Here is a 22,741-nt window from a genome sequence, read left to right as displayed (position 1 = left end):
AGCGCTGGGAAGAAACGCCACCACTGATTTTGCCAACATCGCAATTGGTGACCATGCATCCGCCGTCACAAACTCTTATCAGATAGCTATTGGCAACTACTCCATTGCAACGGCAATGGGAGGCTTTGCCGTGGGTACCGCCGCATCCGCTGGTGGCCAGGACAGTATCGCCTTTGGCGTGGCGGCAGGTACCCAGCAGCGTGGGGCGATCGCCTTCGGCTCCGGCGCCACCAGCAATGGCATCGGGGCACAGTCCATCGGTCTTAACGCGTCGGCCACTGGTCTTTCCGCCATGGCCATCGGCGGCTCAATCGATGGCATCAGCAACGGCGCCACCTCCGTTGGCAACTACGCCACCGCCATCGGCGGGCAGGCGCTCGCCAACAAGAACAACGCCATGGCTATCGGCTCGCTGTCCTCGGCAACCGGCGCCAACTCCATGGCGCTGGGTACGAGTGCTACAGCAACCGCCGCTGGTGGTATCGCACTGGGTGATAGCTCCGTGGCCAATGCCGGCCCGGTTGCCGGTTTTGATCCGATCACTGGCAAGGCTTCCACCAGCACGTCCCCGACCTGGAAGGCCACTCAAGGCGCGGTCAGCGTGGGCGGCAACGGCGCCACCCGCCAGATTACCAACGTCGCCGCCGGTTCGGCGGACACTGACGTGGCCAACATCGCCCAGCTGAAGTCCTTCATGGCGACTCCACTGACCTTCGCCGGTAATAGCGGCAGCACCGCCAAGGTCCTGGGCAGTACCATGACCATCCAGGGCGCGGGCACCACCGCCGGCACCTACACCGGCGCCAACCTGAAGACCAACGTCGATGCGTCCGGCAACCTGAACATCACCATGACCGATGCGCCGGTATTCACCAGCGCCACCATCGGCGGCAACACCAAGCTCGACAGCACCGGCCTGACCATCACCGGCGGCCCGAGCGTGACCACCGCTGGCATCGATGGTGCCAGCAAGAAGATCACCAACGTCGCCGCCGGCTCCGCCGGTACCGATGCGGTGAACGTCAACCAGCTGACCTCAGCCACCACCAACCCGCTGACCTTCGCAGGCAACATCGGCAGCACTACCAAGCAACTGGGTCAGACCCTGACCGTCCAGGGCGCTGGCACCACCGCCGGCACCTACACCGGCGCCAACCTGAAGACCAACGTCGATGCGTCGGGCAACCTGAACATCACCATGACCGATGCGCCGGTGTTCACCAGCACCACCATCGGCGGCAACACCCTCATCAACGGCACCGGCCTGACCATCACCGGCGGCCCGAGCGTGACCACCGCTGGCATCAATGCCGCCAGCAAGAAGATCACCAACGTCGCCAACGGCACCGCCGACAGCGATGCGGTGAACCTTTCCCAGCTCAAGAGTGCCACCGTCAACGCCGCGCATTACTACAGCGTGAACGATGGCGGCACTACGGGTGCCAACTACAACAACGATGGCGCCCTGGCTGTGAATGGCCTGGCGGCTGGCGTGGGTGCCTCCGTAGTTGCGGGTGCCGACAACGGGGTGGCGGTCGGCAATGCTGCAGCCTCCCGTAACATAGGCGCCATCGCGATCGGCAATGGCGCGATCAGCGGTACGGCGGGCACGACATCGGGTGCTGGCCTCCCCGACGGCTCCAGCGTGGCGATCGGAAGCGGGGCCCAGGCCCTCAAGCTCAATTCCGTGGCCATCGGCACCCAGTCCGATACCGGCAACGGCGCAGCCAACCTGGCCATTGGTCCGTATGCCAAGACCATTGGCCAGTATTCGTATTCGGCGGCGATTGGCTATGGCGCCACGGCATCAGCCGACAGCAGCGTGGCATTGGGTACCAACTCGGTGGCCAACACAGCCGCTGGGGTGGCCGGCTACGACCCCACGACGGGCAAGGCTTCGACCAACACCGGTTCGACCTGGGTGAGCACGGCCGGCGCGGTCAGCGTGGGCGGCAATGGCATTACGCGCCAGATCACCAATGTGGCGGCCGGCGCAGCCGACACGGACGCGGTCAACGTGGCGCAGCTCAAGAGCGGCATCGACAGCACCAAGACGCACTACTACAGCGTCAACGACAATGGCGTACAGGGCGGCAACTACAACAACGATGGCGCTACGGGGCTCAATGCCCTGGCTGGCGGCATTGGCGCATCTGCCTCGGGTACCGACAGTATGGCCATGGGGTATCTGAGCAATGCCTCGGCGGACTACTCGGTTGCGCTGGGTACCGACAGCCTCGCCAAAGGCGACAGCAGCATGGCGCTGGGCAACAGTGCCGTGGCCAGCACGGAAGACAGCATCGCCGTGGGCCAGTCCGCAGCAGCGGAAGGCTTCTCCTCTGTAGCGCTGGGCAGCAATTCTTCGGCCACTGGCCGTGTCAGCGTAGCTGTTGGGTCGGATTCGGTTGCGTCCGGCGACTCCGCTCTGGCCTTTGGTCAGAATGCACAGTCGACGGGGAACTATACGCTCGCCATGGGCGCCAGCTCCCTGGCAGGTGCCGATTCGTCCCTAGCGCTTGGCCAGAATGCCCAAACCACGGGAGAGTATTCCATCGTGGTGGGCAATGGCTCGCGCTCGACAGGTTATGCCTCTACCGTGGTGGGCAATGCGGCGCAAGCCGGTAACGACTTTACCGTTGCCGTGGGTAGCGGTGCTAACGCCGGCGCCCTGGGGGCAACGGTGGCAGGTGCCAATGCACAGGCCATGGGCGAACGCTCCACGGCATTGGGCGCCGATTCGCTGGCCAATGGAGTGGAAAGCCTCGCCCTGGGTCAGGGAGCCCAGGCGAAGAACAACAGCGATGTAGCCCTGGGCGCAGGCTCGGTGACTGACGCGGCCGTAGGCACCGCTGGCGCCACCATTGCCGGTACCGACTACAGCTTCGCCGGCGCCAACCCGACCAGCACCGTTTCGGTGGGTAGCGTAGGCAACGAGCGCACCGTCACCAACGTCGCCGCCGGCCGCCTGAGCGCGACCAGCACCGACGCGGTGAACGGTTCGCAGCTGTTTGCGACCAATAGCGCCATCGAGAACATCAATAACACCGTCAACGCGGGCTGGAACGTTGAGGACGCCAATGGCAACACTGCCAACGTCGGCCCCAACGGCAAGGTCACTTTCAGCGGCGACAGCAATGTCACCGTGACGGCCGGTGGCGCGCAGGATGCCGGCACCGTGGGCGTTCAGCTGAACAAGAACCTGGACCTGTCTTCCGCTGGCAGCCTGACCATCGGCAATTCCAGGCTGGATAACAGCGGCCTGGTGATCACCAATGGCCCGAGCGTGACCGTGGCCGGCATCGATGCCGGCAGCAAGAAGATCACCAACGTGCAAGCCGGTGTCGCCGACACCGACGGCGTGAACGTCAGCCAGCTCAAGAGCGGCATCGACAGCGCCAAGACGCACTACTACAGCGTCAACGACAATGGCGTACAGGGCGGCAACTACAACAACGATGGCGCTACCGGGGCGAACGCCCTGGCGGCAGGTATCGGTGCTGTTGCAGCGGGTAACAGTGCGGTTGCCATGGGTAAAAACTCGTATGCGACGACCTCCGCCAGTGCTATTGGCGAGTCGAGTAGTGCGACAGGGAGTACGTCGGTAGCGATTGGCCAAGTCGCCAAAAGTTCCGGCGAACAGAGCATCGCGCTGGGTCGCATGGCCAAAGCCAGCGGGTTGGCGTCTACCGCAATTGGTACAGGCTCTGATGCATCAGGTACTTGGGCCACGGCAATCGGGATAAACAACAAGGCTTCTGGCGTCAGCTCGACGGCATTGGGGAGTAGCTCGAATGCCCAAGGTGAGTCCTCAGTTGCCGTCGGGGACTCGGCTCAGGCTACCGGTGATTACGCCCTCGCTCTGGGCTCTGGCAGCGGTGCCAATGGCTCCAGAAGCATGGCGCTCGGTTCCGGCTCCATGACTGCCGCCGATGATTCGGTAGCCTTGGGGAGCGGTGCGAATACATTACTGAATGGTGGTGTGGCCATCGGCAAGGGCGCTGTTTCCAACAACGCCAACGATGTAGCCCTGGGCTCCGATTCGGTGACTGACGTAGCCGTAGGCACCGCTGGCACCACCATCGCCGGCACCGACTACAGCTTCGCCGGCGCCAATCCGACCAGCACTGTCTCCGTGGGTAGCGTGGGCAACGAGCGCACCATAACCAACGTCGCCGCTGGCCGCCTGAGCGCGGAGAGCACCGACGCGGTGAACGGCTCGCAGCTGTTCGCTTCCAACCAGGCCATCGACAACCTGAACATCAATGTCGATAACCTGGACAAGGGCGCGGTGAAGTACGACACCAACCCGGATGGCACTGTGAACTACAACAGCGTCACCCTGGCCGGCGGCACTGAAGGCACCACCATCAGCAACCTGGCCGCTGGCGTGAACGACACCGATGCGGTGAACGTTTCCCAGCTCAACGACCTGGCCAACACCCCGATCACCTTCGCCGGCAACAGCGGCTCGGTGGACAAGAAGCTGGGCGACACCTTCACCATCGAAGGCGTGGGCAGCACGGCTGGTACCTACTCGGGCAGCAACCTGAAGACCGAAGTGGATGCCAACGGCAACCTGCAACTGCTGATGGCCGATGCGCCGAAGTTCGGCAACGTGACCATCAACGCCGATGGCTCGGGCAAGATCACCGGCCTGACCGCTGGCACTGACGCCACCGACGCGGTGAACGTGTCGCAACTGACCTCGGCCACCGAAAATGCCGTGCAGTACGACGACAGCACCCACACCACCGTAACCCTGAACCAGGGCGGTGATTCGACCACCATCACCAACCTGGCTGCCGGCGAGCTTTCCGCTGACAGCACCGACGCGGTGAACGGTTCGCAGCTGTACGAAACCAACCAGAACGTCACCAACCTGGGCGATCAGGTCGAGAACATCTACAACACCGGTACCAAGTACTTCCACGCCAATTCCACCGGCGCGGACTCGGTTGCCTCGGGCGTGGATTCGGTGGCCATCGGCATGGGCGCCGTGGCCAGCCACGACGGCAGCATTGCCCTGGGCGCAGGCTCCCTGGCCGATGGTTCGACCCTGGGCAGCCAGGCTTATCTGGTAGGCGGTACTGCTACCGGTGAAGTGAACATTGGCGATCGCCGCATCACCGGCCTGTCGGCTGGCGCGGAAGATACCGATGCGGTCAACGTGGCTCAGTTGAAGGCCGCTGCCGCTGGCTCCGTGGCCGACGCGGTGATGTACGACGATCCGTCGCACACCAGCGTAACCCTGAACAAGGGCGGCGACTCGACCACCATCACCAACGTCGCAGCCGGTGTAAACGACACCGATGCGGTGAACGTCAGCCAGTTGAACGACAGCGTGGATGCTGCGAAGACCCATTACTTCAGCGTCAACGACAACGGTGTACAGGGTGGCAACTTCAACAATGACGGTGCGACTGGGCTGAACGCATTGGCGGCCGGCGTTGGCGCGCAGGCTAGCGGCGCCCGTAGCACCGCGATTGGTGAAAACGCAGTCGCCAGTGACGAATCCTCGGTGGCAATCGCTGCAAACGCTAATGCCGCAGGCATGAGCGCCATCGCAATTGGCCGCGGCAGTGCTGCCAGCGCCGATCATGGTTTGGCACTGGGCACCCTGGCACAGGCAAACGCCGTAGACTCCGTTGCGCTGGGTGCTCACTCGGTGGCTTCCGAAGCTGTCGGTACGAGCGATGTCACTATCAACGGCACCACCTACCAGTTCGCTGGCACCAAACCGCTTGCGACTGTGAGCGTGGGCACCGCTGGCTTTGAACGCACCCTCACCAACGTCGCTGCCGGCCGCCTGAGCGCGGAAAGCACTGACGCGGTAAACGGTTCGCAGCTGTTCGCTTCTAACCAGGCCATCGAGGTTCTGGATAAGGGCGCGGTGAAGTACGACACCAACCCGGATGGCACTGTGAACTACAACAGCGTCACCCTGGCGGGCGACAACGGCACTACCATCAGCAACGTGGCTGCTGGCGTGAACGACACCGACGCGGTGAACGTTTCCCAGCTCAATGACCTGGCCGACACTCCGATCACCTTCGCGGGTAACAGCGGTTCGGTTGGCAAGAAACTGGGCGACACCTTCACCATCGAAGGCGTGGGCAGCACCGCCGGCTCCTACTCGGGCAACAACCTGAAGACCGAAGTGGACGCCAACGGCAACCTGCAACTGCTGATGGCCGACGCGCCGAAGTTCGGTGACGTGACCATCAATGCCGATGGCTCGGGCAAGATCACCGGCCTGACCGCTGGCACTGACGCCACCGATGCTGTGAACGTCTCGCAGCTGACCTCGGCCACCGAAAATGCCGTGCAGTACGACGACAGCACGCACACCACCGTGACCCTGAACAACGGCGGCGATGCCACCACCATCACCAACCTGGCCGCTGGCGAGCTTTCCGCCGACAGCACCGACGCGGTGAACGGTTCGCAGCTGTATGAAACCAACCAGAACGTCACCAACCTGGGCGACACCGTCAACAACATCTACAACACCGGCACCAAGTACTTCCACGCCAACTCCACCGGCGACGACTCCCAGGCCATTGGCCAGGACGCCGTGGCTATCGGCATGGGCGCTGTGGCCAACAACGCCAATGACGTAGCCCTGGGCGCAGGTTCGGTGACCGACGCAGCCGTAGGCACCGCTGGCACCACCATTGCCGGCACCGACTACAGCTTCGCGGGTAGCAACCCGGCCAGCACCGTCTCCGTGGGCAGTGTGGACAACGAGCGCACCATCACCAACGTCGCCGCTGGCCGCCTGAGCGCAGACAGCACCGACGCGGTGAACGGCTCGCAGCTGTTCGCTTCCAACCAGGCCATCGACAACCTGAACATCAATGTCGACAACCTGGACAAGGGCGCGGTGAAGTACGACGTCAACCCGGATGGCACCGTCAATTACGACAGCGTCACCCTGGCCGGCGGCGAGAATGGCACCAAGATCACCAACGTGGCCGCTGGCGAGCTTTCTGCCGACAGCACCGACGCGGTGAATGGTTCGCAGCTGAACGAAACCAACCAGAACGTCACCAATCTGGGCGACACCATCAACAACTTCGCTGGCGACCAGACCACCGAGTACACCGAGATCAACGGCCGTGGCATCCGCTACGTCCGCACCAACGATACCGGTCTGGAACTGTCCGATTCTTCGGCACAGGGCCAGGGCAGCACGGCGGTCGGCTACAACGCCACTTCCATCGGCGAAAGCAGCCTGGCGCTGGGCCGTGAAGCCAAGGCCAACAATGCAGGTGACGTGGCTCTGGGCGCAGGCTCGGTGACCGACGCAGCCGTAGGCACCGCTGGCACCACCATTGCCGGCACCGACTACAGCTTCGCCGGTACTGATCCGCTGAGTACCGTGTCGGTAGGCAGCGTGGGCAAAGAGCGCACCATCACCAACGTCGCCGCCGGCCGCCTGAGCGCGGACAGCACCGACGCGGTGAACGGCTCGCAGCTGTTCGCTTCCAACCAGGCCATCGACAACCTGAACATCAATGTCGACAACCTGGACAAGGGCGCGGTGAAGTACGACGTCAACCCGGACGGCACTGTCAATTACGACAGCGTCACCCTGGCCGGCGGCGAGAACGGCACCAAGATCACCAATGTGGCCGCTGGCGAGCTTTCTGCCGACAGCACCGACGCGGTGAATGGTTCGCAGCTGTTCGAAACCAACCAGAACGTCACCAACCTGGGCGACACCATCAACAACTTCGCCGGTGACCAGAGCACCGAATACACCGAGATCAACGGCCGTGGCATCCGCTATGTCCGTACCAACGATACCGGTCTGGCACTGTCCGATTCTTCGGCACAGGGCCAGGGCAGCACGGCGGTCGGCTATAACGCCACTTCCATCGGGGAAAGCAGCCTGGCGCTGGGCCGTGAAGCCAAGGCCAACAACGTGGGAGACGTGGCTCTGGGCGCAGGCTCTACCACTGACGTAGCGGTGGGCACTGCAGGTGTAACCCTTGATCACACTTACTTCGCTTTTGCCGGTGCCAACCCGACCAGCACCGTTTCGGTCGGCAGCGTGGGCCATGAGCGCACCATCACCAACGTGGCGGCAGGCCGCATCAGTGCAGATAGCACCGATGCGATCAACGGTTCGCAGCTGAACGCCACTAACGTGACGCTCAATAACTTCGCGGGCGATCAGGGCGATGCGTTCACCATGGCCAACGGCCGTGGCATTCGCTATGCCGCCACCAACGATGCTGGCAATGAACTGGGCGATGCCTTCGCACAGGGCTATGCCAGCACCGCGATGGGCTACAACGCTCTTTCCAGCGGCGAGAGCAGCCTTGCTCTGGGCCACGACAGCGTTGCCAACAACGCCAACGATGTGGCACTGGGCGCAGGCTCGGTGACTGATGCAGCCGTAGGCACTGCCGGTGCAACCATCGCCGGCACCGACTACAGCTTTGCTGGCGCCAACCCGACCAGCACTGTTTCGGTCGGCAGCGTAGGTAACGAGCGCACCATCACCAACGTTGCCGCTGGCCGCCTGAGCGAAACCAGCACTGACGCGGTGAACGGTTCGCAGCTGTTCGCTACCAACTCGGCTATCGATAGCTTGAACATCAACATCGACAACCTGGACAAGGGCGCGGTCAAGTACGACGTCAACCCGGACGGCACTGTTAACTACAACAGCGTCACCCTGGGTGGCGATACCTACAACAGCACCACCAAGACTGGCGGCACCAAGATCACCAACGTCGCTCGCGGCGTGGATGACAGTGACGCGGTGAACATGTCTCAGCTCAACGAGACCAACACCAACGTCACCAACCTGGGCGACACCATCAACAACTTCGCTGGTGATCAGAGCACCGAGTACACCGAGATCAACGGCCGTGGCATCCGCTACGTCCGCACCAACGATACCGGTCTGGCTGAGTCCGATTCTTCGGCACAAGGTCAAGGCAGCACCGCGGTGGGCTACAACGCCACTTCTATCGGCGAAAGCAGCCTGGCTCTGGGCCGTGAGGCGAAGGCCAACAATGCAGGCGATGTGGCACTGGGCGCAGGCTCGGTGACTGATGCAGCCGTAGGCACTGCCGGTGCAACCATCGCCGGCACCGACTACAGCTTTGCTGGCGCCAACCCGACCAGCACTGTTTCGGTCGGCAGCGTAGGTAACGAGCGCACCATCACCAATGTCGCCGCCGGCCGCCTGAGCGCGGACAGCACCGACGCGGTGAACGGCTCGCAGCTGTTCGCTTCCAACCAGGCTATCGACAACATCAACAACAGCGTCAATGTCCTGGACAAGGGTGCGGTGAAGTACGACGTCAACCCGGATGGCACTGTGAACTACGACAGCGTCACCCTGGCGGGCGGCGACAACGGCACCAGGATCACCAACGTGGCCGCTGGCGAGCTTTCCGCCGACAGCACCGACGCGGTGAATGGTTCGCAGCTGTTCGAAACCAACCAGAACGTCACCAACCTGGGCGACACCATCAACAACTTCGCCGGTGACCAGACCACCGAGTACACCGAGATCAACGGCCGTGGCATCCGCTACGTACGTACCAACGATACCGGTCTGGCTGAGTCCGATTCTTCGGCACAAGGTCAGGGCAGCTCGGCGGTGGGCTACAACGCCACTTCCGTCGGTGACAGCAGTCTGGCGCTGGGCCGTGAGGCACTGGCGTGGGGCGATGGCAGCGTAGCCACGGGTGAGTCTGCGGTTGCTGCTGGTCACTACAGCACAGCGCTGGGTGCCTACTCGGCTGCCTTGAACAATGGCGACGTGGCCCTGGGCGCAGGCTCAGTGACTGACGCAGCCGTCGGCACTGCTGGTGTCACCATCGCTGGCAACACCTACAGCTTCGCCGGCGCGGTTCCCACCAGTACCGTCTCCGTGGGCAGCAAGGGTTATGAGCGCACCATCACCAACGTCGCCCCTGGCCGTCTGAGCGCGGACAGCACCGACGCGGTGAACGGTTCGCAGCTGTTCGCCACCAACTCCGCCATCGATACGATCAACAACAATATCAATGTGCTGGACAAGGGCTCGGTGAAGTACGACGTCAACCAGGATGGCACGGTGAACTACAACCACATCACCCTGGCTGGCGGCGACGCGGGCACCACCATCAGCAACGTGGCGGCGGGCGAGAAGGGCACCGATGCGGTGAACGTTGACCAGCTCAACAACGCCGTCGCGGAGTCCAAGACCCACTACTACAGCGTCAACGACAACGGTGTGCAGGGCGGCAACTACAAGAACGATGGCGCCACCGGGAACAACTCCCTGGCGGCCGGCGTGAACGCCAAGGCCTCGGCCGAGAGTGGCGTGGCCCTGGGCAGCGATTCGGTCGCCAAGGTCGAAGCGGGCGTGAAGGGGTATACCCCGGCCAGCGCCAGCGCCGATCAGGTCGATGCGATTGCCGCAACCACCAGTACCCGTGGCAGCGTGAGCGTGGGCGATGCCGACAACGGTATCTACCGCCAGATCAACGGCGTAGCCGCCGGCAGCGCCGACAGCGACGCGGTCAACGTGGCTCAGCTCAAGGGCGCCATTGGCTCGGCCACTGCCAACGCGGTGTCCTACGACAACAGCACCCACAACAGCGTGACGCTCAATGGCGACACCTACAACTCGGAGACCAAGCAGGGTGGCACCAAGATTACCAACGTCGCGGCCGGTGTGAACGACAGCGATGCGGTGAACATGGCGCAGCTGAACCAGACCAACACCACGGTCAATAACGTCACCGAAGGCAAGGACGGCATGTTCCAGGTGAACAACACCAAGAACCTGCCCAAGCCTAAGCCCACCGGCAAGGATTCCACCGCTGGCGGTGCCGGCGCCGTGGCTTCGGCTGACAACAGCACGGCCATCGGCAGCAATGCCCGGGCTACCCACAGCAACTCGGTGGCGATTGGCGCCAACGCCAGCACTGACCGCGCCAACAGCGTGTCGGTCGGCAGTGCCGGTGCCGAGCGTCAGATCACCCACGTGGCGGCCGGTACGGCGGACACCGATGCGGTGAACCTGGCTCAGCTGAACAAGGCCACCGGTGACATCAACAACACCATCAACAACGTCTATAGCGACCTGAAGCATGACCTGAACAAGCAGGACGACACCTTGAGCGCCGGTATCGCCGGTGCCCTGGCGGCCGCAACCCTGCCGCAACCCTACGCACCGGGTGCCAGCATGGCCTCCTTCGGTGCCGGCAACTACCGCGGCCAACAGGCCCTGGCGTTGGGTGTATCACGCATCTCCGACAACGGTAAGTGGGTGACCAAGTTCAGCGGCAACGTGGACTCGCAAGGTAATGCTGGTGTTTCGCTGGGTGTTGGCTACCAGTGGTAAGCCTGCGCTAGCCAATGACCAGGGGCCCGGCTCAGGCCGGGCCCCTGCCAGACCCGAATTCGAGGTAATTCAACATGTACAAGCAATTCACTCACACAGGCCTGCGCCTGGCGCTGGCGGCCGCCACTCTGGCACTGCTCAGTGCCTGCGGCACGGTCAGCAAGGTCGACGATGCGGGCAAGACCGCTGAGCCGGTTTTCCCGGCCGTGAATAGTGCGTCGATGCCCGAGGGCTATTACGTCAACCTGGAGAACCTGGGCAAGATCGGCCCGGGCATGGACAAGAAGCAGATCATGGCGCTGATTGGCCATCCGCAGTTCAGCGAAGGCATGTTCTTCGTCCGCGAGTGGGACTACATCTTCAAGTTCCGTCAGCCCAACGGCCAACCGGACAAGGTCTGCCAGTACAAGGTGCTGTTCGACAAGGACATGATCGCCCAGTCCTTCTACTTCCTGCCCACCGATTGCATGGCCCCGGCCGTAGTCGAGCAGCATGAGGACAAGAAGGTTGAGCACATCACCTTGTCGGCCGACGCGACCTTCGGCTTCGGCAGCTCGACATTGCGCCCGCTGGGCATCGCTGCCCTGGATGATGTGGTAGGGAAGATGAACAAGGTGCAGGTGCAGTCCATCGAGATCGTGGGCTATACCGACCGCATCGGTAAAGCCGACGTCAACCACCAGCTGTCGTTCCGCCGTGCCAATGCGGTACGCGACTATCTGGTCTCGCGCGGCGTGCCCGGCTCGATTATCTCGGTCGATGGCCGTGGCAGCGCCGAGCCGCTGGTGGAATGCCCGGGGCCGAGGTCGGCAGCCGTTATCGAATGCCTGGCCCCGAACCGTCGCACCACCATCACCATTCAAACCCAGCAGTAACCCCACGGCGACGGCAGCGCAATGCTGCCGTCGCCGCTCCCACCGTTGAGTCCATGGATTGAAGCGTCGAAGGACCGCGTATTTAAAACGGTGGGCCACTCACGTTCCGAGGAACTTTCCATGCAACTCAAACCCCTGATCGTCGCGCTGCTGGTTGGCGCGGCCGCCTTGTCCGGCTGCAAGCAAGAGCACACCGCGGATGCGGTGCAACAACCCGCCGCCTCGTCGTCATCGAACACCCCGGCCGTCGCCGGCAATGACGCCGTGCGCCTGAACCTGCCGGCCCTGCCGATCATCCGCAACGCGGTGTTCAGCCTGACGCCCACCTTCAACGGCCAGCGCGACCCGCAGATCATGAGCCAGGTCTGTGGCCTGGCTCGCGGCGAACTGACCCAGGGCCAGGTCAACACCTTCCTTGGCCAGCGCAGCATTGACCCGGCCAAGCTGCCCAGGACCGGCAACCCGCTGTCCCTGCTGGTCAACGGCGACAAGGCCGGGCAAACCAGCGCCTGTGCCGCCTACCTGGCCACCAGCGTGATGCTCGCACCGGATACCAGCGAGTACATGAAGAGCGTCGCGGTCACGGAAAAGGCCCCGGCCGGCAAAGCCAAGCCCGGCGCCAAGCCGGAGGCCAGACCCACCACCGTGAAACAGCAGCTCGATACCCAGGCCCTGTCCCAGGCACTGCCGGTGAAGTTGGCCGTGGCCCGCGCCAACGCCGATATCTTCGCGCTGATCGCCAGCCAACTGCAGCGCGAGCCCGGCCTGACGCTGGGCGAGTACCGCAACCAGGCCATGCAGCTGTTCACCCGCCTGGCGCCGGTATACCTGCAACGGGTCAAGGTACAGATGCCCAACGGAGTGCGCTTCGATGTCGTGCGCCTGGACGGTGGCGCGCTGGTGTTCCGTGGCAGCGATGGCAGCTTCTTCGACTTCGACGGGACCAACCTGCGCCTGATGCAGAGCGATGTGCTGTGGTTCGGCGAAGGCAAGCTGATGGGCCAGGAATACGCTCTGCCGGTGGCCTATTTCGATGCTTCGGTGCAGTCGCTGCTGGTTCCGGCCAAGCGCTGAGCCCGATCTCTTGAAGCGATGAAAAGAACCGGCAAGGATGCCGGGCTGTCGCTTCGTCTCTGCGAGCCGCTTTGCTGGATGAGCTGATCCGGGGCAGTGCCGAAATCGCCGTGATCTCGACACGCCCATGCCCCAGGGCAGGAACCCGATCCCCGGAAGGCTCAATAGACCCAGACTTCGACACGGCGATTCTTGACCCGCCCGTCATCGTCGTTGTTGGCCGCAACCGGCAAGGCATCGCCCATGCCGCTGATCTCACGGAAAATCACGCCGTCCTTCGCCAGCTCGCGGCGTACCGCCATGGCACGGAGCTTGGAGAGCAGCTCGGCGCGTGCGGGGTCCTGTTTCGGATCGCCGAAGCCGACCAGCACCGCCTGCTTGTTCATCTTGCCGTTCTGCTGCAGGTACGCCAGCAGGCGATCGACGTCGCGCTGGGCCTTGTTGTCGAGGGTGGCGCTGCCCTCGCGGAAGCGGAAGTTCACCGACAGGCGCCGGGCATCACGCGCCAGGGTCTGGTACGCCTCCGGCATGCCGGCCCGTGGCGCCATTTTCACCGCCTGGACACGCTGCCCGACGAAGCCGCTCGTACTGACCAGCGCCTGGCCCTGGTCACCCTGGGCGAACTGCAACAGCGCATGGGCCCAGCGGTTGCTCTCCTCGGGCTTCATATAGAGGTACAGGCGGCGCGACAGCGGATAGTCCTCGGTGGCGATCAGTGTGGTGGAGGGCGGCATCGCGAGGGAGTTGCCGTCGGCGATACGCAGCGCCTTGGCTTTCTGGATCGACGACAGGCCGACGAAACCGATTCCTTGCGGGTCGGCGCTGACCTGCGCGGACAACTGGTCGCTCGACTCGAATCGTTGCGCGCCGTTGGCCAGGGTCTTGCCGTGGCTGGCCAGCACCAGTTCCTTGAAGGTGTCGAAGGTCCCGGAGTTGTCATCGCGGGCGTAAAGTCGGATCGCGCCGCCGCGCCCGCCGAGTTCCTCCCAGGTCTTCACTTCGCCGGAGAAGACGCGCGCGAGATTGTCGGTGGTCAGCTCTTCCAGGGCGTTTGCCGGGTTGACGATGATCGCCAGGCCGTCGATGCCGATCACCTGCTCGGCCTTGGCGCTGCGCAGGTTGCCCGATGCCGACAGGCCCGCTGCTTCGGCGTCCTTGATCGGGCGCGAGGCGGTGGCCAGCTCGGCGCTGTTGTCCTTGAGCGCGACGAAGCCGGTGCTGGAGCCGTGGGCGGCCAGGTCGACGATGGCCTCCCTGCCGTCCTGGCTGCGGCCAATGATGCGTTGTTCGTTTTCCGCCGTGCCCGGTTGGGCGGTGACGTTGCTGTAGCCCTCGCTTACCAGCAGGCCCTTCACCAGCTCCGGCAACAGGTGTGCACCGATGGTGTTGGAGCCCTGGATGCGCAGCACCGGTTCACTGCCCTGGGACGAGGGCAGGGCGGCGAAGGCCTGCCAGGGGAACGCGTAGCAGATGAATCCGATGATCAACCAGGCGATGGTGACGGGCCAGGCCTGGGCATCGGCGGCGCTCGGCTTGTACGACATTGAGCAACTTCCATTTGAGGCATCGATGGCGCGGCAGATTAAGTCGGAATCATTGCATCGATATGACGCTTTGCTGCAGTGCAGAGCTGTTGTCGCAGCCTTCGGACGTGACTGGCGGCTTGCAGGAAATTTCCGATTTCCGCTCCTTTTCAGTGTCGGTATACAGGCGCTCGTATTGGGGATTCTGGAGATCGAGATGGACGAGATCGTCGACTTTGCATCGGTGCTGATGAAGCTGGTGATCATCCTGGCGATCATGCTGATGGCCGGTTCGCTGGTTGTGATGCCGGACAGGGCCGGCGGGTTCGTGCCGTCGATGCTCATGCTCATCGTGCCGTTGTTCGTACTGACGACGCTGTTGGATCTGGCAGGCATCTTCCGCAGACGCTCAGTGGACAGCTTCCCGTCAAAGCGGCCGAGTCGCGGGTGAGCCGGCGGCGATGTGGCGATTCGATGCGCCTAGGGTGATCGGAAAATTTCCTTGGTGGATCAGGAAAGCCTGATAACGCTGGCTAATCGCCCAAGCGAAACTTACGCCGTTTCAACCTCCCCGCTGGAAGGAAATCATGACTCAACCCCGTTCGGCTCACAGCCCACCTACGGCCCGGCCCGGCCATAGCGTCGGGCTGATTTCGCTGACTGTGCACGACGCTCCCGTTGTTGGCTGGGGGCGTCCCTGGCGCCGGCATGCTCTGAGTTATTCGGCCCCGCATGAATTGACGCTCCAGGGCACCAGGCTATCTATGCAGCCTCTACGGTCCTGGCTGCATATGCTGGCAAAGGCAGGTTTTCTGGACCGGCCCGACAGTGCCCCGACGAGGCTCATGGCAACAGACGACGCATCGCGGGCGAACGCGGACATGCGCCTGAATCCAGATTTCGCCCAGGCACCGGATTCGCCCAGGCAGAAAACCGAGAAAGCGCAGGCAGCCCCTGCCAGTGACGAGCTGGACCTTTCCGGACAGGACCGGGCCCCTCCGTCCAGCAACGCTGTGGCGGAAATTGCGGACACTCCCGAGCATCCCTCTCCGGGCTCGGTCTCTGCCGCAGATGAACGACGCCTGTATGAGTTTCTCGATGCGATGGTGGCGAGTCTGGAAGAGGAGGGCTGCGCAGCTGCAATCAGTGCGGTAGCGGAGACACCACCGGAGAAGCCCGTAACACCCGCAGTGGACGCCAGCATGGCGGCAAACAGCAACCTCGAAGCAGCAATGCTTCAAGGAAACTTGATCCAGAAGGAATCTGTAATGACTGAAATGCACGATGTGATACCCGAAGCAGAGATTTCGGGCGTCTCCGCCCCGATCAGCTCTGCGGAACTGCAGGAAGTAGTGGCTGCACTGAGCGTTCCTCAACTCGATGCCGATCCGGACGATGTGCTCTCCGATGTCCAGAGCACGCTGAACTCGCTCGCCGGCATGGCCCAGGGATTGAGCCAGCAAAAACAGGCTGCTGGGCGCCTGCAGGAGGAGCTGGACGAATGGAGCAGTCAGTTGCAGGAGCGCGAACGCCAGGCCACCGACAAGGAGGAGCGTTTGCTGCAGCTGGAGAACCATCTCAAGGAGGCCAAGGCCAACCTGGATCGCATGGCGGCCGAGAACAATCGCTTGCTGGCGGAGCGCAGCGAAGCGCTCAAGGATCTGGCCCAGACGGTCGACCTCCGCGACAAGGCCACGCTCAAGCGAGCTGAATCGATCCAGGCCGAGCAACAGCGTATCGACGAGCAATCGGCCGCCATGCGCGCGCGCGCCAGCGAGCTGGATGAGCGCGAAAGCGCCCTCAAGCGCAAGAGTGAGGAACTGGCGACGCGGCTCAAGCAATTGCAGAGCGCCAAGGACAAGTTCAGCGCCATCGTCAAGAGCTTTAACGAGACGGTGCAGTTCAACAGTACCCTGTCCGCCATTTCCAAAACCGTAATCGAGTGAGTTTGCGGACCAATGCGTACGGGGAGACGCATTGACCGTTCTTATCGGCAGATGTGCTCGTGCTGATGCGATGGGTGTTGCTCAGGACAAGGGATTGTCCGATGCCATCACCTCGTCCGGCTGCGGTCATCGACGCTTGCAGAATGTTCAGCGCAACCCTGCGGGTTTGGCCTGTGCAGTGATAGCTGTCGCTACGCCAGGTCGGACTCGCTCCGCAGTCGGCGAAACGAGGCCTTCGCAACAAGGAGCAACATGGCCCGAATCGTAATCATCGAACCGTCACGGCGCGATTTCATCACCATTCGCCGGTTTTTGCAGGCCAGCGGCCATCAGTGCGAGCAGCATTTCAAGCTGGCACGGCAGGCGCTGAATCATCTGAAGACAGGGGATTGCGACCTGCTCGTGGTGACGCTGGAGCTACCGGATATCCATGGAATGGAACTGGTTGCGATGCTCCGGCGTGCGGGGCAGCTCGAAGAAACTACGCCGGTGCTGGTGTGTTCCAGCCTCGGTACCTCCCTGAATATCCAGCGCGCCATACGCACTGGCGTGTCTGGCTTCCTTCTGATGAATGATCGCCAGGCCCTGATCGGGCGCGCCATCGAGACCGTTCTCGCGGGAGGGACGATTTTCCCCGAACATGCGCGGCTGCCATTGGGAGAAGACCCCAGATTGAAATCCGCGCTGGTGTTTCCTACCCATCTGGTTGCCGTGCTGCATGGACTGCATCGAGGCAATTCGGTGTCTTCCCTGGCTGAGCTTCTTGATTTGTCCGGGGCGAGTGTCGGACAGCACAAGAGGCAACTGATGCGCAAACTTTCCGCCAGCTCCCTGGACGAGCTGTTCAGCATCTGCGAAGAGATTGGATTGCTGTAGCGGTGTAGCTCCCTCCCTTCAGGACCTGTTCATACGTGTCCTCTTTCTTCGCAGTGGCCTGGTGATTCTGGGCCCGCCTGCCATCGAGAGCAGGCCCTTTGCTGTCATCCGATGAAGCGGCTCGGCCGTCTTGCATAATTATCCTTCGACGATGCAGGAATCTACTGACATTCCTCTCGCGGCGCAGTTGTAAGAATTTGTCCTGAAACCTGTCCTGCACTGTCGAACCGACGGATAAGCGGGGCAGCCCATCGGCTCATAGCATCGGCCTGATTGCCCTTCGACTGGGGACCAGCATCGAAGGCATCTCCACCCAGTCGCCGGCACTGATCGGAACATCGATCCGTGCGCAACCTGGAGTGTGGTCGATCATCCTGAGGGTAGGACGTTCCATGACTTCACATGTGAAGCGGCTTGAAGGACAGGAGGAGCATAGCTTCCCCGCCATGACCATCTCCCAGCAGTCCGTGCAGACCGTCATGTCTCAATCATCCGGTACAGGCGGGGAGCTGGGCAGTACTCAACCCCTTTCCGCGCCTTCCCTGTCCCTGCGTGCCAAGGATGTGCCGCGCGCCTCGTTGTCGGCGGGTCATATCGCCATTCGTGCTAAGGAATCGGTTGCCTCGGGTGACGCACTAGGCGCCGACGAGCATGGAGCTCCCGCTGCGCAGGTCATCGATGCATTCGAAATGCTCGAAAAGGACCTGGCTAAGCTCGAGTCCGCCTGCTCTGGCCTCGGGACTTCAGATCAGCAGCTCCACGAGGCTTCTGGTGCAGCGTTCGATGCCGGCCGCCAGGCACAGCCCGATCCGCAGATATCCGAATCCGTGGTGCCCGAGGCGGACCTTGCCATTTCGCAGGTATCCGAAAGCCATTCGGCGAGCCCAGTAACGACCGCCCGTTCCAGCCAGGGTCTTTCCCTCTTCTCCCAAAAGGAATTTTCCACCATGAACGCCCACGCTCAACTTCAGCAGGAACACGTCAGCACGGATGCCGCCATTGGCCAGGCGTCGATGGAACCCGTGCCCACTGCATTCCAGTCCCCGGATGTGGAAACTGACGGTGTCCTGCACGATGTACAGTCCACCCTCGATTCTCTGGCCGGCATGGCGCATGGCTTGTCACAGCAGAAGCTGGAGCTGGTGAATATGCGCGAGTCGCTCGAGGAGCGGCGTATGCAAGTCCTGGAGCGCGAACGTCAGCTGGCCGAGCGGGAGGAGCGGCTGTCTCAACAGGAACAACGCCTGCACGAGGAAAAGCAGAGCATCGAGCGCGTGGCGGAACAGAATGCCGCGATCCTCGCCGAGCGCAGCAGTGCGCTGCAGGCCCTGGCGGAGTCCGTGGAGAGTCGCGACCGTGCAACGATCAAGCGCGCCGAGGCCTTGCAACAGGAGCAGCAGCATATCGAGCGTCAGCTGAACCAGGTGCGTGCCCGGGCCCAGGAACTGGATGAGCGTGAAGTCAGCCTGCAGCGTCAGGGCGCCGACCTGGCTGCACGCTTCAAGCAACTGCTCGATGCGAAGGAGCGTTTCGCTGCCATCGTCAAGGGTTTCAACGAGACCGTGCGTTTCAATACCACCTACAGCGCTATCAGCAAGAGCGTCGGCACCGTTGCAAACGAATCCTGAGCAGGGTTGGACCGAAGAACGACAAAGCCCGGCGATGCCGGGCTTTGTCGTTTGCACGGGTTATTTCAGCTGCAGCCAGATCGGCGCGTGGTCCGAGGGCTTTTCCATGCCGCGGATGTCATAGTCGACGCCGGTGTCGGCGATGCGATTGCGCAGCGCCTCGGAGGCGAGGATGACGTCGATGCGCAGCCCGCGCTTGGGCTCGTCCTCGAAGCCACGGCTGCGGTAGTCGAACCAGCTGAAGCGGTCGCTCACTGCCGGGTTCTGCAGACGGAAACTGTCCACCAGGCCCCAGCCTTTCAGGCGTGCCAGCCATTCGCGTTCTTCAGGCAGGAAGCTGCACTTGCCGGTCTTCAGCCAGCGCTTGCGGTTCTCCTCGCCGATGCCGATGTCGCAGTCTTCCGGCGAGATGTTGATGTCGCCCATCACCACCAGTTGCTGGGTGGGCTGGAAGCGGGTTTCCAGCAGGTCCTGCAGGTCGGCGTAGAAGCGTTGCTTGGCCGGAAACTTCACCGGGTGCTCACGGTTCTCGCCTTGCGGGAAGTAGCCGTTCATCACGGTGATCAGCTCGCCCTGGGCATCCTTGAAGGTGCCCCAGATGAAACGGCGCTGCGAATCTTCGCCATCGTTGGGGAAGCCGCGCTGTAGTTCCAGCGGTTCCTGGCGGGAGAGCAGGGCGACGCCGTAATGGCCTTTCTGCCCGTGGTAGTGGACGTGATAGCCGAGGGCCTCGACTTCCGCACGGGGGAACTGGTCGTCCGCGACCTTGGTTTCCTGCAGGCCGATCACGTCCGGCTGATGGCGCTCGACGATGGCCTGCAATTGATGGGGACGTGCGCGCAAGCCGTTGATATTGAAGGAGACGATTTTCATCCTGGACGTCCTGGCAAAAGAACGATGCTAGCCCATGGTGGCCGATTCTGGCGACCCTGGCGCGCCGCTGCTAGTGTTTCGTGGCTGGAGCGCTCCCCATCAGAAGACACCACGACAAGAGGCGTCCGCATGCCTGATTCGACCGCCGAAGTGCGCCTGCTCGACAGCGGCTACAGCCGCGAAGTCCGCTCGCTGCTGTATCACGCCTATCGCCACGAACCCACCTTCGCCTATCTGTTCGAGGCCGACCGCCCCGGTTTCGACCAGCGCGTGCGCGCCACGGTGCGCGAGCTGACCAATCAGCACTTCCTCGAAGAACTGCCGGCCATCGGCCTGCTGCGCGAGGACCGCCTGGTGGGCGTGGCCTTGATCGCGCCGCCCCAGCAGCGCCTGGATATCACCGAGAGCTGGGCGTGGCGCATGCGCATGCTGCTCACCACCGGTTTTCGCTGCACCCGCCGGTACCTGGACTACCACGCCGCCGTGCTCGGTTGCCTGCCGCCGGGGCCGTACCACATCCTGCCGCTGATCGGCATCCATCCCGAGTTCCAGGGCAAGCACCTGGGCGAGCAACTGCTCGATGCGCTGCATGCCTGGTGCGCGGAGGAGGGCAGTTCCCAGGGACTGGTGCTCGACACGGGAAATGCGCGCTACCTGGAGTTCTATCGCCGCCACTGCTACGAGGAACTGGGCGAGGTAGCCCTCGGGCCGATCCGGGAACATGTGCTGTTCCATCCGAACCCGAGGCCGGAAAGCCAGCTGGCCAGCCAGGGATAGCGTTTTTGAGGATTCCAGCGTTCCGGGAAAGGGCTTGATCGCCATTTCCCGTGCTAGCATTCCGCGCCATGAGAGTTGTCCAAGGATTGCTTGGGCTTCTGCTGTTGATGGCGTTCTGCTTGCAGGGAGCGCTGGCAGCCGAAGCCCATCTCGACGTTCGCATCACACCCGCCACCCCTGCGCTCAAGGCCAACATCGAGGCCTATGTAGGCAGCCTTGGCGAGCGTGATCAGGCGGCATTGCGGCGCATGCGGCGCACCACCGAAGAGCAGGCGCAGAAAGCCGCGCAGGCACTGGGCTACTACCAGGCGCGCGTCCGCAGCCGGGTGCGCGACGGGCAACCGCCGACCCTGCTCCTGAACGTGACGCCCGGTGAGCCGGTGCACCTGCGCAACGTCACCATCCGCATCGAAGGCCCGGCGGCCGAGCTCAAGAGCTTCCGCGTGCCCGGCGGCGATGCCCTGAAGCCCGGCGCGCAGCTCAATCACGGGGCCTACGAGGACGCCAAGCGGCTGATCCAGAACCAGGCGTCGCGCTTCGGTTTCTTCCGTGGCCAGTTCAGCCAGCAGCAGTTGCGGATCGATCCGGTGGCCGGTGTCGCGGACATCGAGCTGGTGTATGTCAGTGGTCCGCGCTCGACCCTCGGCAAGGTCGATTTCAGCGGCGACTACCCGTTCGACGACGAGCTGCTGCAACGCATGGTGCCGTTCAAGGAGGGCACCCCCTACGACTCCGAGCTGATCGCCGACCTCAATCAGGCGCTGCAGTCTTCCGGCTACTTCGACGGCGTGCGCGTGGACGCGGCGCCGCAGGCCAAGGCTGCCTCCGACGTGATTCCAGTCAATGTCCACCTGCAGGTGCGCAAGCCCAGGACCATGGGCCTGGGCCTGGGCTTTTCCACCGATGTCGGGCCACGCGCCAAGGCCAACTGGACGCGCCATTGGGTCAATCCCCAGGGACACAGCCTGGGCTGGGAGGCGGAAGTCTCCGCGCCCCGGCAGAACGTCGGTGCCTGGTACGAGATTCCGCTGGATCCGCCGCTGACCGACAAGTTGCGCTTCCTCAGCGGCTACCAGAACGAAGACCTGGTGGACACCCAGAGCAAGCTCCTCACCCTCGGCAGCGAATGGCACCACAAGCTCGACAGCGGCTGGCAGCGCGTGGTGTCGCTGAACTGGCAGCGCGAAGAGTACAAGCTGGGCGACGATTCGGGCTTGAGCAGCTTCCTCATGCCGGGGATCGGCTATTCGATTCTCGAAGCCGACAACAAGGTCGATCCCAGCCGCGGCTATCGCCTGCAGTTCGATGTGAAGGGCGCCAAGCAGGGATTCCTCGCCGACGCCGATGTGGCCCATGTCAATGCGCTGGCCAAGGGGCTGACCAGCTTCTGGGGCGGCCAGCGCTTGCTCGGGCGCATCCAGCTCGGCGGCATCGCCACCAACGACTACTCCTCGATCCCTCCGTCGCTGCGTTTCTTCGCCGGCGGTGACCAGAGCGTGCGCGGTTACGACTACCAGACACTGTCGCCGAAAAACTCCGAGGGCGACCGCATCGGTGGGCGCTACATGGTCGCCGGCAGCGTCGAATACCAGTACCCGATTGCCGAGCGCTGGCGGCTGGCGGCCTTCGTCGACCAGGGCAATGCGTTCAATTCACTGGACTTCCCGTCGATCAAGACCGGCGTGGGTATCGGTATCCGCTGGGTCTCCCCGGTCGGCCCGCTGCGCCTGGACCTGGCCGATGGTCTCGACGAGGACGGCGGCATCCGTATCCACTTCTCCATGGGGCCTGAGCTGTGAGCCGGGCGGGTTGG

Annotated in this window: 11 protein-coding genes; 9 read left to right on the top strand and 2 right to left on the bottom strand. The window is 63.1% G+C overall.

Features of this window, described 5'->3' with window-relative positions:
- Nucleotides 1-130 precede the first annotated feature (130 nt).
- From ACQ5BL_RS20180 to ACQ5BL_RS20170, 3 genes are all read left to right on the top strand, one after another.
- Nucleotides 131-11,356 (top strand): YadA-like family protein, encoded by an 11,226-nt coding sequence (locus ACQ5BL_RS20180; RefSeq protein ID WP_430293265.1) that lies wholly within the window; start codon nucleotides 131-133, stop codon nucleotides 11,354-11,356.
- A gap of 74 nt (nucleotides 11,357-11,430) precedes the next feature.
- Nucleotides 11,431-12,231 carry an OmpA family protein gene (locus ACQ5BL_RS20175; protein WP_243809003.1) on the top strand — a complete coding sequence of 267 codons (801 nt, stop codon included), beginning with the start codon at nucleotides 11,431-11,433 and terminating at the stop codon, nucleotides 12,229-12,231.
- A 120-nt stretch (nucleotides 12,232-12,351) separates the two neighbouring features.
- Complete coding sequence (locus ACQ5BL_RS20170; RefSeq protein WP_243809004.1) at nucleotides 12,352-13,305, top strand: hypothetical protein; 954 nt, start codon at nucleotides 12,352-12,354, stop codon at nucleotides 13,303-13,305.
- Nucleotides 13,306-13,466: 161 nt separating this feature from the next.
- Here the strand turns inward: ACQ5BL_RS20170 and ACQ5BL_RS20165 are convergent, their stop codons facing one another.
- Entirely contained in the window at nucleotides 13,467-14,849 is a 1,383-nt protein-coding gene (locus ACQ5BL_RS20165) for a phosphate ABC transporter substrate-binding/OmpA family protein (protein WP_243809005.1), read from the bottom strand.
- Between ACQ5BL_RS20165 and ACQ5BL_RS20160 the strand changes: the two genes are divergently transcribed.
- From ACQ5BL_RS20160 to ACQ5BL_RS20145, 4 genes are all read left to right on the top strand, one after another.
- The gene (locus tag ACQ5BL_RS20160) at nucleotides 14,785-15,279 is read left to right on the top strand and encodes a hypothetical protein (RefSeq protein WP_430293224.1); all 495 of its coding nucleotides are present in this window, start codon (nucleotides 14,785-14,787) and stop codon (nucleotides 15,277-15,279) included. The two genes, ACQ5BL_RS20165 and ACQ5BL_RS20160, sit on opposite strands and share 65 nt — an antisense overlap.
- 394 nt (nucleotides 15,280-15,673) lie before the next feature.
- Nucleotides 15,674-16,774 carry a hypothetical protein gene (locus ACQ5BL_RS20155; protein WP_243809007.1) on the top strand — a complete coding sequence of 367 codons (1,101 nt, stop codon included), beginning with the start codon at nucleotides 15,674-15,676 and terminating at the stop codon, nucleotides 16,772-16,774.
- A 252-nt stretch (nucleotides 16,775-17,026) separates the two neighbouring features.
- Complete coding sequence (locus ACQ5BL_RS20150; protein WP_243809008.1) at nucleotides 17,027-17,650, top strand: response regulator transcription factor; 624 nt, start codon at nucleotides 17,027-17,029, stop codon at nucleotides 17,648-17,650.
- 446 nt (nucleotides 17,651-18,096) lie between these two features.
- Nucleotides 18,097-19,278, top strand: a complete 1,182-nt coding sequence (locus ACQ5BL_RS20145; RefSeq protein ID WP_430293223.1) for a hypothetical protein — start codon at nucleotides 18,097-18,099, stop codon at nucleotides 19,276-19,278.
- Nucleotides 19,279-19,338: 60 nt separating this feature from the next.
- Here ACQ5BL_RS20145 and xthA read toward each other — a convergent pair whose 3' ends face one another.
- The gene (gene xthA / locus ACQ5BL_RS20140; protein WP_207885501.1) at nucleotides 19,339-20,151 is read right to left on the bottom strand and encodes an exodeoxyribonuclease III; all 813 of its coding nucleotides are present in this window, start codon (nucleotides 20,149-20,151) and stop codon (nucleotides 19,339-19,341) included.
- A gap of 129 nt (nucleotides 20,152-20,280) precedes the next feature.
- On the opposite strand from xthA, the gene ACQ5BL_RS20135 reads away from it, so the two are divergent.
- Both ACQ5BL_RS20135 and ACQ5BL_RS20130 read left to right on the top strand, forming a co-directional pair.
- Nucleotides 20,281-20,928: a GNAT family N-acetyltransferase gene (locus tag ACQ5BL_RS20135; RefSeq protein ID WP_430293222.1), complete on the top strand. Its 648-nt coding sequence runs from the start codon at nucleotides 20,281-20,283 to the stop codon at nucleotides 20,926-20,928.
- Nucleotides 20,929-20,996: 68 nt separating this feature from the next.
- Nucleotides 20,997-22,727 (top strand): autotransporter assembly complex protein TamA, encoded by a 1,731-nt coding sequence (locus ACQ5BL_RS20130; RefSeq protein WP_243809010.1) that lies wholly within the window; start codon nucleotides 20,997-20,999, stop codon nucleotides 22,725-22,727.
- Nucleotides 22,728-22,741: the final 14 nt, after the last annotated feature.

Origin of the sequence: Pseudomonas sp. B1-22 (assembly GCF_050474425.1) — a bacterium.
GTDB lineage: Bacteria > Pseudomonadota > Gammaproteobacteria > Pseudomonadales > Pseudomonadaceae > Pseudomonas.
This window is presented reverse-complemented; position numbering and strand designations above follow the sequence as displayed.